Source organism: Streptomyces spinoverrucosus, assembly GCF_015712165.1.
Taxonomy (GTDB): domain Bacteria; phylum Actinomycetota; class Actinomycetes; order Streptomycetales; family Streptomycetaceae; genus Streptomyces; species Streptomyces spinoverrucosus_A.
On record NZ_JADPZX010000004.1, the window covers coordinates 1 to 19,942 of the forward strand.

The 19,942-nt window shown below is 72.5% G+C and carries 19 protein-coding genes and 1 pseudogene; 10 read left to right on the forward strand and 10 right to left on the reverse strand.

Annotation, left to right across the window (positions count from 1 at the left end; translation table 11 throughout):
* The first annotated feature begins 306 nt into the window (after positions 1 to 306).
* The gene (crcB, locus tag I2W78_RS39570; RefSeq protein ID WP_196465604.1) at positions 307 to 747 is read left to right on the forward strand and encodes a fluoride efflux transporter CrcB; all 441 of its coding nucleotides are present in this window, start codon (positions 307 to 309) and stop codon (positions 745 to 747) included.
* Positions 744 to 1,139, forward strand: coding sequence for a fluoride efflux transporter CrcB (gene crcB, locus I2W78_RS39575; protein WP_196465605.1), 396 nt, complete (start codon positions 744 to 746; stop codon positions 1,137 to 1,139). Before crcB (I2W78_RS39570) ends, crcB (I2W78_RS39575) begins: the two co-directional genes overlap by 4 nt.
* A gap of 64 nt (positions 1,140 to 1,203) precedes the next feature.
* On the opposite strand, the gene I2W78_RS39580 is transcribed toward crcB (I2W78_RS39575), so the two are convergent.
* Positions 1,204 to 2,265, reverse strand: a complete 1,062-nt coding sequence (locus tag I2W78_RS39580; protein WP_196465649.1) for a fatty acid desaturase family protein — start codon at positions 2,263 to 2,265, stop codon at positions 1,204 to 1,206.
* Positions 2,266 to 2,484: 219 nt separating this feature from the next.
* On the opposite strand from I2W78_RS39580, the gene I2W78_RS39585 reads away from it, so the two are divergent.
* The 6 genes from I2W78_RS39585 to I2W78_RS40990 all read left to right on the forward strand — a co-directional run bounded on the left by I2W78_RS39585 (position 2,485) and on the right by I2W78_RS40990 (position 9,532).
* A complete protein-coding gene (locus I2W78_RS39585; RefSeq protein WP_196465650.1) occupies positions 2,485 to 3,156 on the forward strand; it encodes a FadR/GntR family transcriptional regulator in 672 nt (223 codons plus the stop codon).
* A gap of 44 nt (positions 3,157 to 3,200) precedes the next feature.
* Entirely contained in the window at positions 3,201 to 4,211 is a 1,011-nt protein-coding gene (locus I2W78_RS39590) for an asparaginase (RefSeq protein ID WP_196465606.1), read from the forward strand.
* 105 nt (positions 4,212 to 4,316) lie between these two features.
* Complete coding sequence (gene aspA, locus I2W78_RS39595) at positions 4,317 to 5,726, forward strand: aspartate ammonia-lyase (RefSeq protein ID WP_196465607.1); 1,410 nt, start codon at positions 4,317 to 4,319, stop codon at positions 5,724 to 5,726.
* A 45-nt stretch (positions 5,727 to 5,771) separates the two neighbouring features.
* Positions 5,772 to 6,695 (forward strand): glutaminase, encoded by a 924-nt coding sequence (locus I2W78_RS39600; protein ID WP_374222762.1) that lies wholly within the window; start codon positions 5,772 to 5,774, stop codon positions 6,693 to 6,695.
* A 90-nt stretch (positions 6,696 to 6,785) separates the two neighbouring features.
* Positions 6,786 to 8,180 carry a polyprenol phosphomannose-dependent alpha 1,6 mannosyltransferase MptB gene (mptB, locus tag I2W78_RS39605; protein ID WP_196465608.1) on the forward strand — a complete coding sequence of 465 codons (1,395 nt, stop codon included), beginning with the start codon at positions 6,786 to 6,788 and terminating at the stop codon, positions 8,178 to 8,180.
* Positions 8,177 to 9,532: a glycosyltransferase family 87 protein gene (locus I2W78_RS40990; RefSeq protein WP_230887176.1), complete on the forward strand. Its 1,356-nt coding sequence runs from the start codon at positions 8,177 to 8,179 to the stop codon at positions 9,530 to 9,532. The genes mptB and I2W78_RS40990 overlap by 4 nt, the downstream gene beginning before the upstream one ends.
* Before the next feature lie 83 nt (positions 9,533 to 9,615).
* On the opposite strand, the pseudogene I2W78_RS39610 reads toward I2W78_RS40990, so the two are convergent.
* Both I2W78_RS39610 and rho read right to left on the reverse strand, forming a co-directional pair.
* Positions 9,616 to 10,452, reverse strand: a pseudogene (locus tag I2W78_RS39610) (D-alanyl-D-alanine carboxypeptidase family protein); the annotation flags it as partial.
* A gap of 126 nt (positions 10,453 to 10,578) precedes the next feature.
* Positions 10,579 to 11,724 (reverse strand): transcription termination factor Rho, encoded by a 1,146-nt coding sequence (gene rho / locus I2W78_RS39615; RefSeq protein ID WP_196465610.1) that lies wholly within the window; start codon positions 11,722 to 11,724, stop codon positions 10,579 to 10,581.
* Between the two features lie 367 nt (positions 11,725 to 12,091).
* On the opposite strand from rho, the gene I2W78_RS39620 reads away from it, so the two are divergent.
* Positions 12,092 to 13,300 (forward strand): MFS transporter, encoded by a 1,209-nt coding sequence (locus tag I2W78_RS39620; RefSeq protein WP_196465611.1) that lies wholly within the window; start codon positions 12,092 to 12,094, stop codon positions 13,298 to 13,300.
* A gap of 10 nt (positions 13,301 to 13,310) precedes the next feature.
* Complete coding sequence (locus I2W78_RS39625; protein WP_196465612.1) at positions 13,311 to 14,072, forward strand: class I SAM-dependent methyltransferase; 762 nt, start codon at positions 13,311 to 13,313, stop codon at positions 14,070 to 14,072.
* On the opposite strand, the gene I2W78_RS39630 is transcribed toward I2W78_RS39625, so the two are convergent.
* From I2W78_RS39630 to I2W78_RS39660, 7 genes are all read right to left on the reverse strand, one after another.
* Positions 14,039 to 14,788 carry a GntR family transcriptional regulator gene (locus I2W78_RS39630; protein WP_196465613.1) on the reverse strand — a complete coding sequence of 250 codons (750 nt, stop codon included), beginning with the start codon at positions 14,786 to 14,788 and terminating at the stop codon, positions 14,039 to 14,041. The genes I2W78_RS39625 and I2W78_RS39630 overlap by 34 nt on opposite strands.
* Before the next feature lie 152 nt (positions 14,789 to 14,940).
* Positions 14,941 to 16,107 carry a serine hydrolase domain-containing protein gene (locus I2W78_RS39635; protein WP_196465614.1) on the reverse strand — a complete coding sequence of 389 codons (1,167 nt, stop codon included), beginning with the start codon at positions 16,105 to 16,107 and terminating at the stop codon, positions 14,941 to 14,943.
* Positions 16,108 to 16,196: 89 nt separating this feature from the next.
* Positions 16,197 to 16,601 (reverse strand): nuclear transport factor 2 family protein, encoded by a 405-nt coding sequence (locus I2W78_RS39640; protein ID WP_196465615.1) that lies wholly within the window; start codon positions 16,599 to 16,601, stop codon positions 16,197 to 16,199.
* A 9-nt stretch (positions 16,602 to 16,610) separates the two neighbouring features.
* Positions 16,611 to 17,579, reverse strand: a complete 969-nt coding sequence (locus I2W78_RS39645) for an acetylxylan esterase (RefSeq protein WP_196465616.1) — start codon at positions 17,577 to 17,579, stop codon at positions 16,611 to 16,613.
* A 194-nt stretch (positions 17,580 to 17,773) separates the two neighbouring features.
* Positions 17,774 to 18,358, reverse strand: a complete 585-nt coding sequence (locus I2W78_RS39650) for an Rv1733c family protein (RefSeq protein ID WP_196465617.1) — start codon at positions 18,356 to 18,358, stop codon at positions 17,774 to 17,776.
* A gap of 142 nt (positions 18,359 to 18,500) precedes the next feature.
* A complete protein-coding gene (locus I2W78_RS39655; RefSeq protein ID WP_196465618.1) occupies positions 18,501 to 19,256 on the reverse strand; it encodes a ferredoxin reductase in 756 nt (251 codons plus the stop codon).
* The gene (locus I2W78_RS39660) at positions 19,249 to 19,854 is read right to left on the reverse strand and encodes a sulfite oxidase-like oxidoreductase (RefSeq protein ID WP_196465619.1); all 606 of its coding nucleotides are present in this window, start codon (positions 19,852 to 19,854) and stop codon (positions 19,249 to 19,251) included. Before I2W78_RS39660 ends, I2W78_RS39655 begins: the two co-directional genes overlap by 8 nt.
* Between the last annotated feature and the right edge of the window lie 88 nt (positions 19,855 to 19,942).

Below are 19,942 nucleotides of genomic sequence, written 5' to 3' on the forward strand. Positions count from 1 at the left end.
GTGGCGGGGTGGCTTCGAAGTGATGATGGGCGCGGCATTGAAGTGATGGCGGGGGATGGGCTTCGAAGTGATGATGGGCGCGGCATTGAAGTGACGGCGGGTACGGCCTCGAAGCGACGCCAGGCGCGGTCCCCGATGTGACCGGGGCGCGGCCCCCGGGTTAGCCTGGCGTCCGGCCGCGTTGCGCGCGGCGCGGCGGTGGGGCCCGCCGTACCCGAACCGCGGCGTCGATGCCGCCAACGGTCCCTATTCGCGATGGCAGGTGCCCGCATGTCCGGGCCCCGGGCGAGTAGGAGACGTACGACCATGACAGCCCCGAAGCCCGAGCAGCTCGGCGTCCCCCGTCCCAGCCAGGCCCCCGTCCTCGTCGCCGTCGCCGTCGGCGGCGGGATCGGTGCGGCCGCCCGCTACGCGGCCGCCCTGTGGTGGCCGGCGCATCCCGGCGGCTTCCCCTGGGCGACGTTCTGGGTCAACGTCGTCGGCTGTGCGGTGATGGGCGCGTTCATGGTGATCGTCACCGAGGTGTGGTCCGGCGCCCACCCACTGCTGCGCCCCTTCTTCGGCACCGGTGTGCTCGGCGGCTTCACCACCTTCTCGACCTACGCCCTCGACATCCACAACCTCGTCGGGAGCGGCCACCCGCGCACCGCACTCGCCTACCTCGCCGCGACAGTGGCGGCGGCCCTGACGGCCGTATGGCTCGCCACCGCGGCCACCCGCGGGGCCCTCACCCGGAGGCGGCGATGATCGGGACCTGGCTGCTGGTCGTCGTCGGCGGCATGATCGGCGCCTCACTCCGCTACCTCACCGACCGCTACCTCACCGCCCGCGCGGTGCGGTCCCGGCACGACGCCCGCTTCCCGTGGGGCACCTTCGCCGCGAACGTCACCGGCTGCCTGGTCCTCGGCCTGCTCACCGGCGCCGCGACCGCCGGAGCCGCCGGTTCCCACCTCCAGGTGCTCCTCGGCACCGGCCTGTGCGGCGCGCTGACCACGTACTCGACCTTCTCCTACGAGACCCTGCGGCTCGCCGAGTCCGGGGCCCGCCTGCACGCGGCCGCCAACGTGATCGGCAGCGTGACGGTCGGGCTCGGCGCGGCGTTCCTCGGGGTGTCGATCGCCGAGGCCGTCTGGTCGTAGGGAGTGCGGGGGCGCGGACCACAGCCGCGCCACCGCGCCGAGGCAGCGTTCCGGTGGCTTGGTGTCAGTTGCCGCCGCTCCGCAGCGGCTCTCCGACACTCCTGAGGTGGCGCATCGCCTCTCGGTGGGAGGCCAGCAGCCCGGTCTGGTGGTACGGGATGCCCAGCTCGGCGCAGTACCGCTCGGTGATGACCTGGGCCCCGCCGAGCGCAGGCGTCGGCATGCTGGGGAAGAGATGGTGCTCGATCTGGTAGTTGAGTCCGCCCATGAAGGCGTCGATGAGCGCCCCGCCCCTGACGTTGCGCGAGGTGAGGACCTGGCGGCGCAGGAAGTCCAGCCGCGTCCCCTCCTCGATCATCGGCATCCCCTTGTGGTTGGGGGCGAACACCGAGCCGAGATAGATCCCGAACAGGCCCTGGTGGACGGCGATGAAAGCGAGCGCCTTGGCGGGGGACAGGACGGTGAACAGGGCTCCGAAGTACACCACGAAATGGACGACGAGCAGTGTCCCCTCCAGCGCCGGCCGTTTCATCGACGCCTTCCTCAGCGCCTTGAAGCTGGCGAAACTCAGATTCAGCCCTTCCAGGGTGAGCAGCGGAAAGAAGAGCGCGGCCTGGTGCTTTCCGATGAACCGGGGCAGCCCCTTTGCCTTGCGTGCCTGCCGCTGTGACCACACCAGAATGTCGGGGGAGACGTCCGGGTCCTTTGTCTCGTGATTCGGGTTCGCATGGTGCCGGGTGTGTTTGTTCATCCACCAGCCGTAGCTCATGCCCAGCAGCAGATTGGCGACCAGCAGACCGCCGGCCTCACTGGGGCGTCGGCGAGTGAAGACCTGCCGGTGGGCGAGGTCGTGGGCCGCCAGACCGAGCTGGCCGAAGACCACGGCCAGAAAAGCGGCGACGATCAGCTGGCTCCAGCTGTTCCCCAGCGCGAGAAACGCCCAGACGCCTCCCGTGAGAGAAAGGGCCACTGCCCCGAAACGCACGGTGTAATACAACGGCCGGCGCCGCAGCAGCCCGGCTTCTGTTATGCGGCGCGACAGTTCGGAAAAGTCGCTTCCCTTTTGCTGTTCGCGTTGTTCTTCGCGCGTGGACGAGTTCACCGGGAGCACCATTGGATTGGCCATGCGCTTCAGTATGTGAACCATTTCCCGGCGACAGAATGACGTCTTCCCCCCAAGTGGGGTGCGGGTAGCCCCACCGCCGGAACGGGGGGTCCACCGGTTTGCGGTGCCCTCGGGCCGCCGGCCACCGCTTGACACCACCCACCGACCACCCGGAGTATCACCCTCGTGAACCTGTCAGACAGCCAGACAGGTGGGATGGGCCCGCGGCGCGTCAGCGCCATGGAAGCGGTGCTCGCCCACCTTCGCGGCGCCATCGAGCGCGGCGAGTACGCGATCGGCGACAAGCTCCCCTCCGAGGCGGAGCTCTGCCGCACGCTCGAGGTCTCCCGGCCCGTGCTGCGGGAGGCCCTGCGCGCCCTGCAGACGATGGGGCTGACCGTGGCCAAGACCGGCAAGGGCACCTTCGTCGTCGCCAACAGCGTCGAGGACCCCACCTTCGGCGACTACTCGGCCAGCGACCTGCTGGAGGTGCGCCGCCACGTCGAGATCCCGGTCGCCGGGTACGCGGCGCTGCGCCGCACCCCGGAGAACCTCGACCACCTCGCCCACCTGCTGGACCGGATGGAGCGGGAGACGGACACCACCGCGTGGGTCGCGATGGACACCCTCTTCCACCTGGCTGTGGCCGAGGCCGCGCAGAACCCGGTGTTCCGCCGGGTCATCGAGGAGATCCGGGACGCGCTGGCCCGCCAGTCGGCGTTCCTGAACGAGCTGGGCGGACGGCGTGAGCAGTCCAACCGTGAGCACCGGGCGATCGTCGAGGCGCTGACCGACGGCTCCGAGCAGGACGCGGTCGAGGCCATGTCCCACCACCTCGACCGGGTCGAGACCACCCTCACCGACATCGTGCGCCCCGCGCGCACGGACACCTCCAGCGGATCCGGCGCGTGACCCGCGTACCGTCCCACCCCGACCCCTCAGTGAACCAGGCAGTGATGTACAGCAGCTCCGTCGCGGACGCACCCCTCGTCCGTGAGCCCCTCCACGCCCCCGTCGCCCACCTCATACGCGCCGGGATCGTCGAGGGCATCCACTACGGCTCCGTCGTCGTCCTCGGCGCCGACGGCGAGGTCCAGTTCCAGCTCGGCGACATCGAGGCGGCGTTCTACCCGCGCTCGGCGCTCAAGCCCGTCCAGGCCGTGGCCATGGTGCGCGCCGGGCTGCCGCTCGACGGCGAGCTGCTCTCCCTCGCCGCCGCCAGCCACTCCGGCGAGGAACGCCACCTCGCCGGCACCCGCCGCATCCTCGAATTGGCCGGACTCGCCGAGAGCGACCTGCGCAACGTCCCCGACCTGCCGTTCGACCCGGTGGTCCGGGACGCCTGGGTGCGCGAGGGCCGGATGCCCTCCCGGCTCGCCCAGAACTGCTCCGGCAAGCACGCCGCCATGCTGTACACGGCCAAGCTCAACGGCTGGTCCCTCGACGACTACCTCGACCCGGCGCACCCGCTCCAGCAGGCCATCGCCGAGATCGTCGAGGACCTCACCGGGCAGCGCGTCGCCCAGGTGACCGTCGACGGCTGCGGCGCGCCCCTCTTCTCCGTCTCCCTGCACGGCCTCGCCCGCGCCACCACCCGGATCGTCACCGCCGAGCCCGGTACCCCCGAGGCGCGTGTCGCCGACGCGATGCGCGAGCACGCCGAGATGGCCTCCGGCTCCGGGCGGGACGTGGCCGCGTTGATGCGGGCCGTGCCGGGGCTGCTCGCCAAGGACGGGTTCGAGGGTGTGCAGGTCGCCGCGCTGCCGGACGGCCGGGCCGTCGCCGTGAAGATCGCCGACGGGGCGAACCGGGCGCGGATTCCGGTTGTCGCGGCGGCGGTCGCTCGCGCGGGCGTTGATCCTGCGGTGCTCGGCGAGTTCGCGGGGGAGCCGTTGCTCGGTGGAGGCCGGCCGGTGGGGTGGGTGCGGCCGGTGCGGGCGTTGGACCCGGCGACTGCGTCCGTCTGATGTGACATCCGTTTCGTTCGCTGCTGCGGGCCGCCTGAGACTGGTCGCGCAGTTCCCCGCGCCCCTGGGAACCTCACCCTCACCCTCAGAAAGAAGAACCCCCTGATGACCGCCGCCACCCGCCGCGAGCACGACCTTCTCGGAGACCGTGACGTTCCCGCCGACGCGTACTGGGGGATCCACACCCTGCGTGCCACGGAGAACTTCCCCATCACCGGCACGCCGATCTCCGCCTACCCGCACCTCATCGACGCCCTCGCCGCCGTCAAGGAGGCCGCCGCCCTCGCCAACGAGGAACTCGGCCTGCTCTCCTCGGACAAGGCGGCCGCCATCGTCGCCGCCTGCCGGGAGATCCGGGACGGCAAGCTGCACGACCAGTTCGTCGTGGACGTCATCCAGGGCGGCGCCGGCACCTCGACCAACATGAACGCCAACGAGGTCGTCGCCAACCGGGCGCTGGAGCTGCTCGGTCAGGCCAAGGGCGAGTACGGGTATCTGCACCCCAACGAGGACGTCAACCTCGGCCAGTCAACCAATGACGTCTACCCGACCGCCGTCAAGATATCGACGGTCTTCGCGGTACGTGGACTGCTCAAGGCGATGGCTGTACTGCAGGACGCCTTCGCCCGCAAGGCCGTCGAGTTCCGCGATGTGCTCAAGATGGGCCGTACACAGTTGCAGGACGCGGTACCGATGACGCTCGGTCAGGAGTTCTCCGCGTATGCCGTCATGATGGACGAGGACCGCAGCCGTCTTGCCGAGGCCGTCGAGCTGATCCATGAGATCAACCTGGGCGCCACGGCGATCGGCACCGGACTGAACGCCCCCGCCGGATACGCCGAAGCCGCCCGCCGACACCTCGCCGCCATCACCGGCCTGCCGCTGGTGACCGCCGCCAACCTGGTCGAGGCCACCCAGGACTGCGGCGCGTTCGTCCAGATGTCCGGCGTGCTCAAGCGGATCGCCGTCAAGCTCTCCAAGAGCTGCAACGACCTGCGCCTGCTGTCCTCCGGGCCGCGCGCGGGCCTCGGCGAGATCAACCTGCCGCCGGTGCAGGCCGGTTCGTCCATCATGCCGGGCAAGGTCAACCCGGTGATCCCCGAGGTCGTCAACCAGGTCGCCTTCGAGGTGATCGGCAACGACGTCACCATCACCATGGCCGCCGAGGCCGGACAGCTCCAGCTCAACGCCTTCGAGCCGATCATCCTGCACTCCCTGTCCGAGAGCATCACCCACCTGCAGAGCGCCTGCCTCACCCTCGCCGAGCGCTGCGTCGCAGGCATCACCGCCAACACCGAGGCGCTGCGCGCGAGCGTGGAGAACTCCATCGGCCTGGTCACCGCACTCAACCCGCACATCGGCTACATGGCGGCCACCGACATCGCCAAGGAAGCCCTGGTCACCGGCCGGGGCGTCGCCGAACTCGTGCTGGAGAAGGGCCTGTTGCCGGCCGACCGGCTCGCCGCGCTGCTGAGGCCGGAGGTCCTCGCGGGCAGCGGCTCGCCCGCCGTCTGACCTGCGGATGCGCGCCGGGACCGGAGCGGAGGCACACTGGTGATCATGACGTCGTCGCTGAGCTACCAACCGGTCCTGGAGCGCATCGCCGAGGAGATCGAGCACACTCCGGGGCGCGGCCGCCCCGCCGACTACATCCCGGCGCTGGCCGCCCGCGACCCACGCAGCTTCGGCATGGCCGTCGCGGAACTGGACGGCACGGTGTACGGCGTGGGGGAATGGCGGGAGCCGTTCTCCGCGCAGTCCGTCACCAAGGTCTACACCCTCGCCCTCGACCTGGCCCGCGAGGGCGACGAGCTCTGGGAGCACGTCGGCCGCGAGCCCTCCGGCAACCCCTTCAACTCCCTGGTGCAGCTGGAGTACGAGAACGGCATTCCACGCAATCCGTTCATCAACGCCGGCGCGCTGGTCGTCACCGACCGCCTCCAGACCCGTACCGGCGACGCGGCGGGCACACTGCTTCAGTTCCTGCGCGAGGAGAGCGGCAACCTCGAACTGGACTTCGACCCCGAGGTTGCCGCCTCCGAGGCCGGGCACGGCGACCGCAACGCCGCGCTGGCCCACTTCATGGCCTCCTACGGCAACATCGACAACGCGGTGCCCCTGCTGCTCGACCAGTACTTCCGGCAGTGCTCGATCCGTGCCTCCTGCGCCGACCTCGCCCTGGCCACCGCCTTCCTGGCCCGGCACGGGGTCCGCGCCGACGGTTCCCGGCTGCTGAGCCGCAGCCAGGCCAAGCAGGTCAACGCGGTGATGCTGACCTGCGGCACGTACGACGCGGCCGGCGACTTCGCCTACCGGGTGGGCCTGCCCGGCAAGAGCGGAGTGGGTGGAGGAATCGTCGCCGTGGTGCCGGGCCGCTGCACGTTGTGCGTGTGGAGCCCGGGGCTCGACGAACGCGGCAACTCGGTGGCGGGGGTCGCTGCCCTGGACCGATTCACGACGCTCACCGGACTGTCGGTGTTCTGATCACACGGAGGTCATGCGCAGGCTAACCGCCGGAGGGCAACGCGTCGCTTTCCGGCCACCCGGCGTTGACACCCTGACCGAGTGTTGGCCATGGCTTCCTCCGTCGATCTCCGCCGCTGCCAGATGCTCGGTCTGGCCGGTACCGCCTTTCTCGCGTTGGGTGGTGAGACGGCCGGAGCCCTCCCGGTCCGCGAGCTGCTGTCGCCGTCCTCGGCCGGCGCCTCCCTCGGACTCGTCGGCGTCTACTTCGGCGTCGTCCTGCTGATAGCGGCCTGGGCGCTGCTCGGCCGGCTGCTCCGCGGCCCCGAACCACCCACACCCCGCTCCCTCCTGCTGGTCCTCGCCGTCTGGGCGGCCCCGCTGCTGCTCGCCCCGCCGCTGTTCAGCCGGGACGTCTACAGCTACCTCGCCCAGGGCGCCATGGTCGACGCGCACATCGACGTCTACACGCACGGCCCCTCCCGGCTCGGCGGCCCGCTCGCCGATGAGGTGTCCCCCGTGTGGCAGCACACGGCCGCCCCCTACGGCCCGGTGTTCCTCGCCGCCGCCTCCGCGCTGTCCGGCCTGACCCGGGGCGAACTCCCCGCCGGCCTCATGGGCATGCGCCTCATGGCGCTGCTGGGCGTCGCCCTGATGGCGGCCGCACTGCCCCGCCTCGCCCGGCACAGCGGCGCCGACCCGGCCGCCGCGCTGTGGCTGGGCGCCCTCAACCCCCTGGTGCTGCTGCACCTGGTGGCCGGCGCGCACAACGACGCCATGATGCTCGGCCTGCTCGGTGTCGGCCTGGTCGCGGCGCTGGGCCGCCGGCCCGTCCTGGGCGCCGTCCTCGTCACCCTCGCCGCACTGGTCAAGGCGCCCGCCGTGCTCGGTCTCGCCGCCATCGTCGTCCTCCAGATGCGCGCGGGCCGAAGCGCGGTGCGGGCGGTGCTGACGACCGCCGCCGCCTCGGCCGCCACCACGGTCGCCGCGACGGCCGTCGCCGGGACCGGATACGGGTGGATAGCCGCCCTCAACACGCCCGTCTCACCACAGAACTGGGCGCTCACCAGCCTCCTCGGCCGCGCCACCGGCGCCCTGCTGGAGCGGCTCGGCAGCGACCTCGCACCGCTCGCCGTCCCGGTCTGGCACATGATCGGCCTGGTGATCACCGCCGTCGCGCTGCTCGTCATATGGGTGCGGCTGCGCCCGCGCCCGGTGTACGCCCTCGGCCTGAGCCTCGCGGCGGTGGCAGCCTTCGGCCCGGCCATCCGGCCCTGGTACGCGCTGTGGGGACTGTTCCTGATCGCCGCCGCCGCGCCCAACACCTCGGTACGGCACCGGGTCGCCGCGGTCACCTGTGTGCTCGCCCTCGGTGTTCTGCCCAGCGGCGGCCCGGCCGACCTCGGGCAACTGGTGCTGGCCGTTTCCGGCGGCGTACTCGCCGTGGTCGTGCTGTGGCAGGCCCACCAGGCCGCGCACTCCCCGGTCCTGGGGCGTACGGCATGAGGACACCCCGCACCGACCGCGGGCGGCTGCTGCTCGTGCTGGTCCTCGCCGCCGCCGTCACCGTCTTCACCGCGACCGTGCCGCTCCTGCGCGACTGGTTCGACCTGCGCGTCTACCACGGCACCATCCACAGCTGGATCCACGACGGCGGCCGTATCTACGACTACCGGGTGCCGGGCACGATGTACGGCTTCACGTACCCGCCGTTCGCCGCCGTCGCCATGATGCCGATGGCCCTGGTCGGCATGCGGGCCGCGATCGTGATCGCGCTGCTGCTCAACCTGGCGGCCCTGACCGTGTCGCTGCGCGTGCTGACCGGCAGCGCCTGGCGCCGCCACGGCTGGTACGGCTGCGCACTGGCCGCCTGCGCACTCGCGTTGTACGAACCGCTGCGCGACACCTTCAGCTTCGGGCAGGTCAACGTCCTGCTGCTGGCGCTCGTCCTGGTCGACGCCTGGCTGCTCGCCACCGGGCGGGGCCGCTGGGCCGGCATCGGCATCGGCCTCGCGGCGGCCATCAAGCTCACGCCCGCCCTCTTCATCGGCCTTCTGCTGCTCGCCCGGCGCTGGCGGGCCGCCACCGTCGCGACGGGCGTGGCCGCCGGGGCGACCGGGCTCGCGGCCCTGGTGACACCGGAGGGGTCGCGCTTCTACTGGACGCACGCCATGTGGGACACCACCCGCGTGGGCCGGCTGGACTACGTCTCCAACCAGTCCCTGCAAGGCATCCTGGCCCGGCTGGACATCGACAGCCGCGCCGTCTGGGCGGCCACCGTGCTGCTGGTGCTGGGCGTGTGGGCGTGGCGCGCCCGCAGGGCCGTCGCGGCCGGCGACTGGTACGCCGCGTTCGCCCTCACCGGACTGACGGCCTGTCTGGTCAGCCCGATCACCTGGGTGCACCACCTCGTCTGGCTGCTGCCCGCCTTCGTGGTGCTGATCCGGGCCGGTCAGCCGCGGATCGCGGCCGTGCTGTACGCGGTGCTCTGCACCAGCGTGGTGTGGCTGTGGTTCGACGACGCGTCCGGCGTCGACGGGTTCCTCGGCAGCAACACGTACGCCTGGATCACCCTCGGACTGCTGCTGGCGTTGCCGGTCGGTCAGTCCTCGATGTGGAAGACCTTCAGCCGCAGGACCAGCACGACGGCCGCCGCGCCCAGACAGGCGGCGACCGCGATCGCCGCCGTCTCCGGCCAGCCGAGCTCGGGCCCCGGCGTGACCGCCGCGGCCACCGGCACGGGCACCGTCTCGGCACCCGGGCGGGGCCTGCTGCGCAGGGCTTCCAGCGAACCCACCGGGTCGACCCGGCCCGCCGCGCCGAAGCCCCAGTCGAGCAACGACCGGGCCTCCTCGTAGACGTCGAAGGGCCCGTCCGACTGGGGGTTCATCACCGACACGACCAGGGTGCGCCCGTCGCGTCGGGCGGCGGCGATGAGGGTGTGCCCGGCTTCGCTGGTGTAGCCGTTCTTGATGCCGATCAGGCCCGGGTAGCGGACCACGCCGTCGTCGCCGGTCAGCAGCCGGTTGGTGTTGCGGATGTCGTACGGCCAGCCGTCGCCCCCGGGGAACTTGGCCTCCTGGGTGGCGCAGTACCGGGCGAAGTCGGCGTTGCGCAGCCCCTCCCGGCCGAAGACGGCCAGGTCGTACGCCGACGACACCTGGCCCCGCGCGTCGTATCCGTCGGGTGACATCACCCGCGTGTCGCGGGCGCCGATGGCCCGGGCCTTGGCCTCCATCTGCCGGGCCGTGACGCGCCAGCCGCCGTTGAGCCGGGCCAGCACGCGCACGGCGTCGTTTCCCGAGCTGAGGAAGACCCCGCGCCACAGGTCCTCGACACGGTACGAGTGCCCCTCGCTGACGCCGACCAGACTGCTGCCCTCACCGACCTCGGACAACTCGCCGTACGTGACCCGGTGCCGGATGCCGCCGGGCAGCACGGGCAGCACGGTGAGGGCGAACAGGGCCTTGAGGGTGCTGGCGGGCGGCAGTTTGCGGTGCGCGTCGTGCGCGGCGAGCACCTCGCCGGTGCGGGCGTCGGCCACCACCCACGACCGGGCGGAGACGTCGGGGACCCCCGGCGCGCCGGGGCGCGGGCGCACCTGCGTGCCGGAGCGGTACAGCACGGCCGGCACGGGTGCCGTTCCGCGTGGTCCGCCCGGCGTTCCGGGGTCGGCCCCGGTCGGGGCGGCCGTCGCGACGGGCGCGAACGCGAGGGCGCCGACCATGCAGAGGCCACAGGTCGACACAGCCACCCGGGAAGAGAATCCGATCGTCATAGGATCAACCTAGGAATGGGCTCGCCTCGCGCCACGCGTCAGGGCCGAACGGACCCCGCGAGCACCCGGATGCCGCACGTGGACCCGGCGTGTCGCGTTTTCACGGCCCGGGATGCGTGGGGCTGCCTAGTCGGCCGGCAGCGTCGGCTGGATCCGACGCAGGAACGTGGCATTGTCGGGGGTCTGTCGCATCCGCTCCAGCAGCGTCTCCAGACCGGCCTCGCCGTCCCGGGTCCGCAGCGCCCGCCGCAGTCCGCGTACGGCGGTCAACTCGGCCGAGGACAGGAGCAGTTCCTCGCGGCGGGTGCCCGAGCCGGTGATGTCGACGGCCGGGAAGACACGGCGGGAGGCGAGTTCCCGGCTGAGCCGGAGCTCCATGTTGCCGGTGCTCTTGAGCTCCTCGAAGAAGAAGTCGTCCGCCCGGGAGCCGGTCTCGACCAGGGCGGTGGCCAGGATGGTCAGCGAACCGCCCTCCTCGGCCGACCGCGCCGCTCCGAAGAACCGCTTCGGCCCGAGCAGCGCTGCCGCGTCCACGCCGCCGGAGAGAGTGCGGCCGCCGGAGGCCGCCGCGTTGTTGTGCGCCCGGCACAGCCGGGTGAGCGAGTCGAGCAGGATCACGACGTCCTCACCGGCCTCGACGAGCCGCTTGGCCCGCTCGATCACCAGTTCGGCGAGCGCGATGTGCTGCTTGGGCGTGCGGTCGAAGGTCGAGGCGTACACCTCGCCCCGCACCGAGCGCCGCATGTCGGTGACCTCCTCGGGGCGCTCGTCGAGCAGCACGACCATCAGCCGGCACTCGGGGTGGTTGTCGGCGACGGCGGCCGCGAGCTGCTGGAGCAGCACGGTCTTGCCGGTCTTGGGCGGGGCCACGATCAGCCCGCGCTGTCCCTTGCCCACAGGGGAGACCAGGTCGGTGACGCGTCCGGTGAGGCCCGCCGACGGGTGTTCGAGGTGGAGCCGCTCGGTGGGGTGGAGGGGCGTGAGGTCCTGGAAGTGGCGGCGGCCCCGGGGCTGCCCGGGCGTGTGGCCGTTGACGCTTTCGACCTCGGTGAGGGCGCGCTGGGCGCCGCGTACGGCTTCGACGAGGTCGCCCTTGCGCAGCCCGTACCTGCGGATCAGGGCGGCCGGGAGCTGCGGATCGGTGGGCGAGGGCAGGCAGTCGGGGCCGCGCAGGTGTCCCTTGCCGCCCGCGTCGATGTCGAGGACACCGGTGACGACCTGGGTGGCCGGGGACGGCTGCCGAAGGGGCGGGTGTTCGAGTGTGATGGTCATGGTGGCGGTCCTTTCACGGACGCGGAGGCCTGCGGGAGGAAGGGAGCAGGGGGGAAGAGCCGCGCACGAGGCGTACGAACGTGCCTCCGGGCGGTGAGAACAGCACCTCGATGACGACCTGGAGGGCCCTGGACGAGGCGGTGCTGGGAAGCCGCTGCACCGGCCGACAGAAACCGGCGGGTGCCTCACGGGCTGAGGAAGGAACTGGCACTGGCGCCACAACGGGGCGTACACAAGTGCTGCCCGCACCCTACCACGTGACGTGCCTCTGCTGCTGTGACATGCGCCTCGATGCCTCGCGGGCAGCCGGCGTGCCGAAGTGGTTGGATGGCGCGGATCAACGTGGGTCGTGGAGGGCGTGCCGGGGATGGGGCAGGGGCGGTCGCTGGGGCGGCGGTTCGGATGGCTGTGGGGCGCCTACGCGGTCAGCACGCTGGGCACCTGGCTCGCCTTCGACGCGTTTCCCCTGATCGCCGTTCTGGTGCTGCATGCCGGGCCGGGCGAGGTGTCGGCGCTGGCCGCGGCCGGGCTGGTGGTGGGGGCCGTGGTGGCGGTGCCGCTCGGGCCGTGGATGGAGTTCCGCCGCAAGCGGCCGGTGATGGTCGCGATGGACGTGGTCCGGTTCGCGGCGCTGATGACCGTACCCGTGGCGTTCGTCCTCGGTGAGCTGAGCCTGGCCCAGCTGCTGGTGGTGTCGGTGGTCGTCGCGGCGGCGGACATCACCTTCACGGCGGCGAGCGGGGCCTGCCTGAAGGCGCTGGTGCCGCCCGGGGATCTGATCGTCGCCAACGGGCGTTTCGAGGCCACGATGTGGACCGCCTCCGTGGTCGGTCCGCCGCTCGGCGGGTTCGCCGTCGGGGTGTTCGGCCCGGTCGTGACCGTGGCGGCCAACGCGGTCAGTTTCCTGCTCTCGGCGGTGGGGATCCGCGCGATGGGCGGCGGGGAGCCGCGCCCGGCGGCGAAGGGTGAGGCATCGTCCCGGCTCCGGGCCGCCGACCTGCTCGACGGCTGGCGGTACATCCTCACCGACCCGGTGCTGCGCCCCCTGTTCTGCAACGCCGTCCTGGTCAACGGCCTGATCATGGCGGCCTCGCCACCGCTCGCCGTCCTGATGCTCGGTCCCCTCGGGTTCCCGCCCTGGCAGTACGCCCTCGCCTTCGCGGTGCCCTGCCTCGGCGGGCTGGTCGGCTCCCGGCTGGCCCCACGGCTCGTCGCACGGTTCGGGCAGCGCAGGATCCTGCTCACGGTGGGGACACTGCGCCCGTGCTGGCCGGTCGGGCTGGCCTTCGTCCACCCCGGCGTGACCGGGCTGCTGCTCGTGTGGGTGGTCGAGTTCGGGCTGATCACCTGCATGGGCGTGTACAACCCGGTGCTCGCCACCCGCCGGCTGGAGCGGACCCCGGCGGACCGGGTCGCGCGCACCCTGTCCGCCTGGTCCGTCTCGGTGAAGCTCACCATCGCGGCCCTCACCGCCCTGTGGGGCCTGCTGGCCGCCCTCACCAGCCCCCGCACCGCGATCGCCCTCGCCGGGCTACTGATCCTCGCCACACCACTCCTGCTGTCCAGGCGGGACTAAGCTGAAGCCGATGTTCAGCCCCCAAGGTCCCAGCCTGCGTGAACTGCTCGTCCAGGCGTTGTCGTCGGTCGAGCGCGGCTACGACCTGCTCGCCCCGAAGTTCGACCACACCCCCTTCCGTACGCCGGAATCGGTGCTCGACGCCGTCGCCTCGGCGCTGCGGGGGATCGGGCCGTTCGAGGACGGGCTCGACGTCTGTTGCGGTACCGGCGCGGGCGTCGGTGTGCTGCGGCAGGTGTGCGAGGGGAGCGTCACGGGGGTCGACTTCAGTGCGGGCATGCTCGCGGTCGCGCGGGAGCGTGTCCCGTCCGGCCCGCCTCGGGTGTCGTGGGTGCGTGCGGACGCCCGGGCCCTGCCGTTCCGCCCCGCGTTCGACCTCGCGGTGAGCTTCGGCGCGTTCGGGCACTTCCTGCCGCGGGAGGTGCCGGGGCTGTTCGCGCAGGTGCACTCCGTGCTGCGGCCGGGCGGCTGCTTCGTGTTCCCGGTCGTGGCCCCGCCCCGGGCGGGCTCCCTGACGTACTGCATGCTGCTGGGCTTCGATCTGGTGATGCGGGTGCGCAACGCCGTATGGCGGCCGCCGTTCGTCATGTACTACCGGGCCGTGCGGTTCGAGGACCTGCTGCGGGAGCTGGAGGGCGCCGGGTTCGAGGTGGATCTGCACGCGCTGCCCGAGTTCGGCCGGCGGCGGGACGGGAGCCCGCGGGTGCGGATGGTCGTGGCCCGACGCCTTCCCGTGGATCACCCGACAGCCGCCGGGAGCGTGAACTCGTAGACCAGTGTGTCCCGTTGGGCGTCCACGACGAGGTCAGTGACCTCCAGTGGCCGCTCGTACTGGTCGTGCACCAGGCGTGTCACCCGGACCGAGGGAGTGTCGGGGAGGCGGGTGATCGCGTCGCGGTGGTGCAGGGTCAGCCCCGCCCTGCGCATCCAGTCGTAGGCTCGGCGCAGTTGGGCCGAGGCGGTGCCGTCGGCGCGGTCGCGGTAGCGGGCCAGCTCCTCGACCTCGGACAGGGCCACCGCCGAGAAGGAGGTGACGGCCCGGCGCAGGCCGCGGCCGTCGGCGGAGGCGGACTCGTAGCGGTGCATCAGCGTCGGCCGGTGCGGGGCCAGCCCGAGAGCCGCCGCGTGCTCGGGCGGGGGCGTCTCCCAGGTGACGGTGGCCCGGTCGACGGCGCGCGGGTCGGCGGCGCGCCGGGCACCGACCGGGAAGGCCGACGAGGTCACGTGCTCGACCGGCGGGCCGGGCAGCGTGGCGTGGCTGCCGCGCCGGTCGGTGGCGACCAGGCCGTCCCGGCGCAGCACCTCCAGCGCCTGCCGTACGGTCTCCCTGCTGACCCCGAAGTGCTCGGCCAACTGCCGTTCGCCCGGCAGCCGTTCGCCGGGCGGGATCGTGCCGTCGCGGAGTTCGCCGAGCAGCTCCGTCGCGACCCGCCAGTACAGGGGCCGTTCGTCGGGGTGCGGGCGGTCGTGCGGGGTGGTGCGGGCCATGCCGCGCCCTCCTGTTGGTGACGTGCCGTAGCCGTGCGGGCTCATTGCGCCACCAGATCTAGCATTGGTCTAAACCACCAGGGAAGACCGGTCCGGCGGTTCGGCCGAAACCGACTGTGCGGGAAGCCGCCGCAGGAGGGCGCACAGAGTCCTCAGAGAGCGCCGTACAGGGCGTTCACCAGCGCCATCTTCCGTGGGTCGTCGGCGATGTGCGGTCCCATGCGGTTCATCACATAGCCGAGCGACACGCCCGCCTCCGGGTCGGCGAGCCCGCAGGATCCGCCGAATCCGTCGTGCCCGACGGCACGGGGATTGGGCCCGTACGAGCCGTTCGGCCCGCTGAGCCACAGCCCGAGGCCGACCTCCGTCTCCCCGTCGAACCCGGCGCCCAGCACCAGGTCCCGGCAGCTGCCCTGCCCCTCGCGCACTCGCTCGGCCGCCTCCGGGGAGAGGAGGCGACGGCCCTCGTACGTTCCCCGGCCCGCGACGATCCCGTACAGGGCCGCCACCGCCCGCGCGGTGCCGTGGCCGTTGGCCGCGGGTATCTCGGCGGCCCGCCACTCGGGCGTGTTGGCCTCGGTCGCACCCACCGCCGGGTTGGTCAGCGCGGCGAGCGCGGCCGGCGCCAACTGGCTGAAGACCGCCGCCTGTTCGCTGCTCGACGCGACCCGCCGATGCGTCAGCTCCGCCGCCCGCCCGGCGTCCTGCTCCGGCAGCCCGATGCCGAAGTCGATGCCGAGCGGCCCGGTCACCTCACGCTTCAGGAACGCGCCGGGCAGCAGCCCCGAGACCCGCCGGACGACCTCCCCGACCAGATGGCCGTACGTCAGCGCGTGGTACCCCGACCGCGTCCCCGGCTCCCACCAGGGCTCCATCGCCGCGAGCCGACGGGTCGTCACCTCCCAGTCGCACAGGTCGGCGAACGAGTGCGGTTCGCGCGGGCCGGACAGCCCGGCGCGGTGGGACAGCAGATGCCGTACCAGCACCTTCTCCTTGCCCGCCGCGGCGAACTCCGGCCAGTACGTGGCCACCGGCGCGTCGAGGTCCAGCAGCCCCCGGTCGGCGAGGATGTGCGCGCACAGGGCCACCGGGCCCTTGGACGTCGACCACACGTTGACCAGCGTGTCGCGCTCCCAGGGCCGGGTGCGGGCCGGGTCGGCCCAGCCGCCCCACAGGTCGACCACGCTCATGCCGTCGACCATGACGGTGACGGCCGCGCCCAGCTCCTGACGCTCCCGGAAGTTCTCCTCGAACGCCGAACGCACCGCCGCGAAGCGGGCGTCGCAGTGGCCGTGGATCTGTGGCTCGCGCTCGGACATGCAGCCTCCGTCGTTCGTAGGAAGCCCGGTCCGCGGCACTGCGGACCGGGGCTCCATGAACGTACCGACTGGTCGGACGGCGCGGTAGGTCAGCGGAAGAACAGTGTCCCCGCCGGCTCCAGGTGGCCGTCGACGGTGTGCCAGTAGTCCCGCGTCTCGACCGCCAGCCCGTCGGCGCCGAACCGTACGAAGACGCACCCGGCGAGGGTGGCCGGCTCGCCGCCCTCCTCGGACAGCACCCGGAACTCGGCCACCGCCACCCCGTCCTGGCCCACGACCGGCGCCGAGAAGCGCACGTCGGTGACTCGCTCGTCGGCGAACGACCAGCGCAGATACGCGGCGAGTGCGGCGCGCCCGCGGTGTGGCTCGCGGAACGGCATGGAGCGATGGACGCACTCCTCGGCGTACAGCGCGAGCAGCGCGTCCACGTCGTGCGCGGCCCAGCCTCGCTGCCACACGCGGACGAACCGCTCGGCGGCCTCCCGAGTCTCCATCACGGCCCCTCAGGCGTACGACCGCAGCCAGCGCATCCTGGCGACCTCCTGGAACGGGCCGCCGCCCTCGTGGTCGTTGAAGTCGTACACCTCGATCGCCTTCTCCTCGTGCGCCCAGGCGTTGAACGCGGCGAAGACCGTGGACGGCGGGCACGTCTGGTCCTCCAGCGCCGCCGAGAACAGGGCGGGGGCGCTCGCGCGGGCGGCGAAGTGCACGCCGTCGAAGTAGGACAGCGTCCGCAGCACCTCCTCGCTCCGGCCGCGGTGCGTCTTGAGGTAGAGGCCGATCTCCCGGTAGGGGTGACGGTCCGTCAGGGTGGCCGCGCGCGGGTAGTCGCACAGGAACGGCACGTCGGGTGCGACCGCCGCCAGGTCCGGGACCAGGCCACCGACGGCGAGGGAGATGCCGCCGCCCTGGCTGCCGCCCAGAGCGACGGTCCGGGCCGGGTCGGCCAGCGGATGCGAGCGGGCCGCCTCGACGGCCCGGACCGCGTCCGTGAACACCCGGCGGTAGTAGTAGTTCTCGGGCGCGTCGATGCCGCGGGTCATGAAACCGGGGTACGCCGGCGCGCCGCCCACCGGGTCCGGGGTGCCGCCACCGCCGCCCCAGGCGCTGCCCTGGCCGCGGGTGTCCATCACGAAGTGCGCGCGGCCCGTGGACGCCCACAGCAGACGCTCGTGCGGCAGCCCGCGCCCGCCCCCGTATCCGACGTACTCGACGACCAGCGGCAGCGGTTCCTCAGCGGCGGCGGGCAACGTCAGCCAGCCCTTCACCGGGTGACCGCCGAACCCCGCGAACGTCACGTCGAACACCTGCACGGTGGTCAGGCCGGTGTCGACCGGCTCGAACCGGGCGTCCAGGTCGTGCTCGCGGGCCTCCTGCAGCGTCTTGGACCAGAAGGCGTCGAAGTCCTCGGGTTCTGCGGAGGAGCTGCGGTACTCGCGGAGCTCGTCGAGGGGGAGGTCGAACAGGGCCATGCAGGACCGCCTTGGGTGCGACGACGTTGGTGATCACACCGTACGCGGGTGGTCGGACCACTCGCCAGACCCCGCGCCCGCCGTTGGCCTCGCCGAGGGAGGGCCGGGGAGGTTGCCCTTGAGGTGGTGGACGACGTCCAGGCCTTGTGCAGCAGCCAGCCCCCTTCCGACGGGTCGTCGCCAGCGACCGTGCGTCAGGCCCGCCGGCGGGTCCACTGCGGTTCCGTGTGCGCCCACGCGCGCTCCCACTCGGCCATCCGGTGCCGGTTCGCCGACCGGCGGACGGCCGCTTGGCCGAGCAGCACCACGGCGACCGTGCCGGCCGTGGCGCAGACCCCCATGGTCAGGCTGTGCTGCCAGATCGTCGAGTCGCTCGGGGGCGGCGGCACGCTGCGTCCGCGCCCGTCGAACCACACGTCGACCGTCTCCCCGGGCCGCGTCCCCGCCGGAACCCGCGCCGTGCCCGTCCGGGAACCCTCGCCGGGCTCCGTCCAGCGCACGGTCGCGCGGTAGGAGTACTCCCGGCCGCCCTGCACCGCGGGCAGCGTGTCGGGGATTCTGCCGACGACCTCGGCACGGACGTGCCGCCGGTCCTCCCGCTGGGCCGCCGCGGTCTGTCGTGCCTCGCCGTGGGCCCACCAGCCCGCCAGCGCCCCGGCCAGCGGCGCGCCCAGGAACAGCAGGACGGCGACGACCAGCACCGTCCACGCCTCGACGACGTCCGACCTGCGTCGCAGCGGATTGCGCCGCCAACGCCAGCCGCGCACCCGGGTTCGCATCTCCGCCTCCTCGCCGTCACCGGAGCCGGGGGAGCCGTACGGGCGCCCTCGGGCCCATGCACGCGTGCGAGTGCCACACCCCTCTCGTACCCCGTCCCACGGACTTCGTTCATCGGGACGGGGCGGCGAGGGGAGCCGATGCTCAGCCGAAGCGTTCGATCCGTATCCGGTCCACCGGCTGGCCCGCCGCGACGAGCAGGCGGGAGGCGTGCTCGGCGAAGGCGTTCGAGCCGCACACATAGGCCTCCCACCCGCCGGGAGGCGCCGCGTCCAGCAGCGGGGCCACATGCGCCGCGGTCATACGACCCACCGGTACGCCCCGTGGCGCCGCGCGCGTGAAGACGGGCGTCGTCTCGGCGCCGTACTCCCGCGCGTAGATCAGCTCCTCGGGACTGCGCGCGGACACCAGCAGCCGCACCGGCACGGACAGGCCGCTCGCCCGGTGGTGCCGCACCATGGACATCAGCGGTACGACACCGGATCCGGCGCCGACGAGCAGCGCGGCCCGGTCGGCCGGCCAGGCGAAGAAGCCGCTCAGCGGGCCGCGCACCTCGACCCGGTCACCGGGCCGGGCCTCGGTGTGGAACCAGCCGGAGACCTCACCGCCCTCGACGTGGTCCAGGGTCAGCTCGATGTGCCCGGAGTCGTCCGGTGCGGACGCGATCGAGTAGTGACGCTGCGCGGTGTAGCCGTCGGCGGCGGTCAGCCTGAGCATCAGGTGCTGGCCGGGCAGATGCCCCGCCCAGGCGGGCACCGCGAACCGGAAGGTGGCCGCGCGCGGGGTCTCGCGGCGGATCTCGGTGAGCGTGGCGGTCTGCCAGTGGCCCGCGGTGCCGTTGCTCACGGCGATCCGGCCGGGCACGGCGAACCGCGTCGGGGGAGTGAACGTGTCAGTCACCGGAGTACCGCTGCTCCTCCCACGGGTTGCCCCGCGCGTGGTAGCCGTTCTGCTCCCAGAAACCGGGCTCGTCGTGGTCGAGCAGGCGGATGCCCGCGATCCACTTGGCGCTCTTCCAGAAGTACAGGTGTGGCACCAGCAGCCGAGCCGGGCCACCGTGCTCGGGCGGCAGCGGCCGGCCGTCGTACTCCCAGGCGATCCAGGCCCGCCCGCCGGTGAGGTCGGCCAGCGGGAGGTTCGTGGTGTACCCGGTGTGCGCGTACGCGACGGCGTGCGTGGCGGCCGGCAGCGGGCGCACCTGCTCCAGGAACGCGTCCAGCGAGACACCCCCGAAGCGCACTCCGAACTTCGACCAGCTCGTCACGCAGTGGATGTCACCCTCGTACGCCGAAGCCGGCAGCGCGTGCGCCTGCTCCCAGTCCCAGGTGCGGGGCGCCTCCACCAGGCCGTCGACGCGGAAGGTCCAGTCGGCGGGGGCGAGGTCGGGGGTGACCTCGGCGGACAGGACTGGCCAGTCGTCGCCCGTGTCGTACTGCCCGGGCGGCAGCCCCGGGTTGTCGACGCGCGGGCGCCCGGTGAAGCCTCGGGTGACGTTCATGCGGGTGGTGCCTCCAGACCGCCGGTGCGGCGGCCCGCGGGTAGAGCGTGATCAGTGCGTACGCATACAACCGTACGGGGTGCGCGGA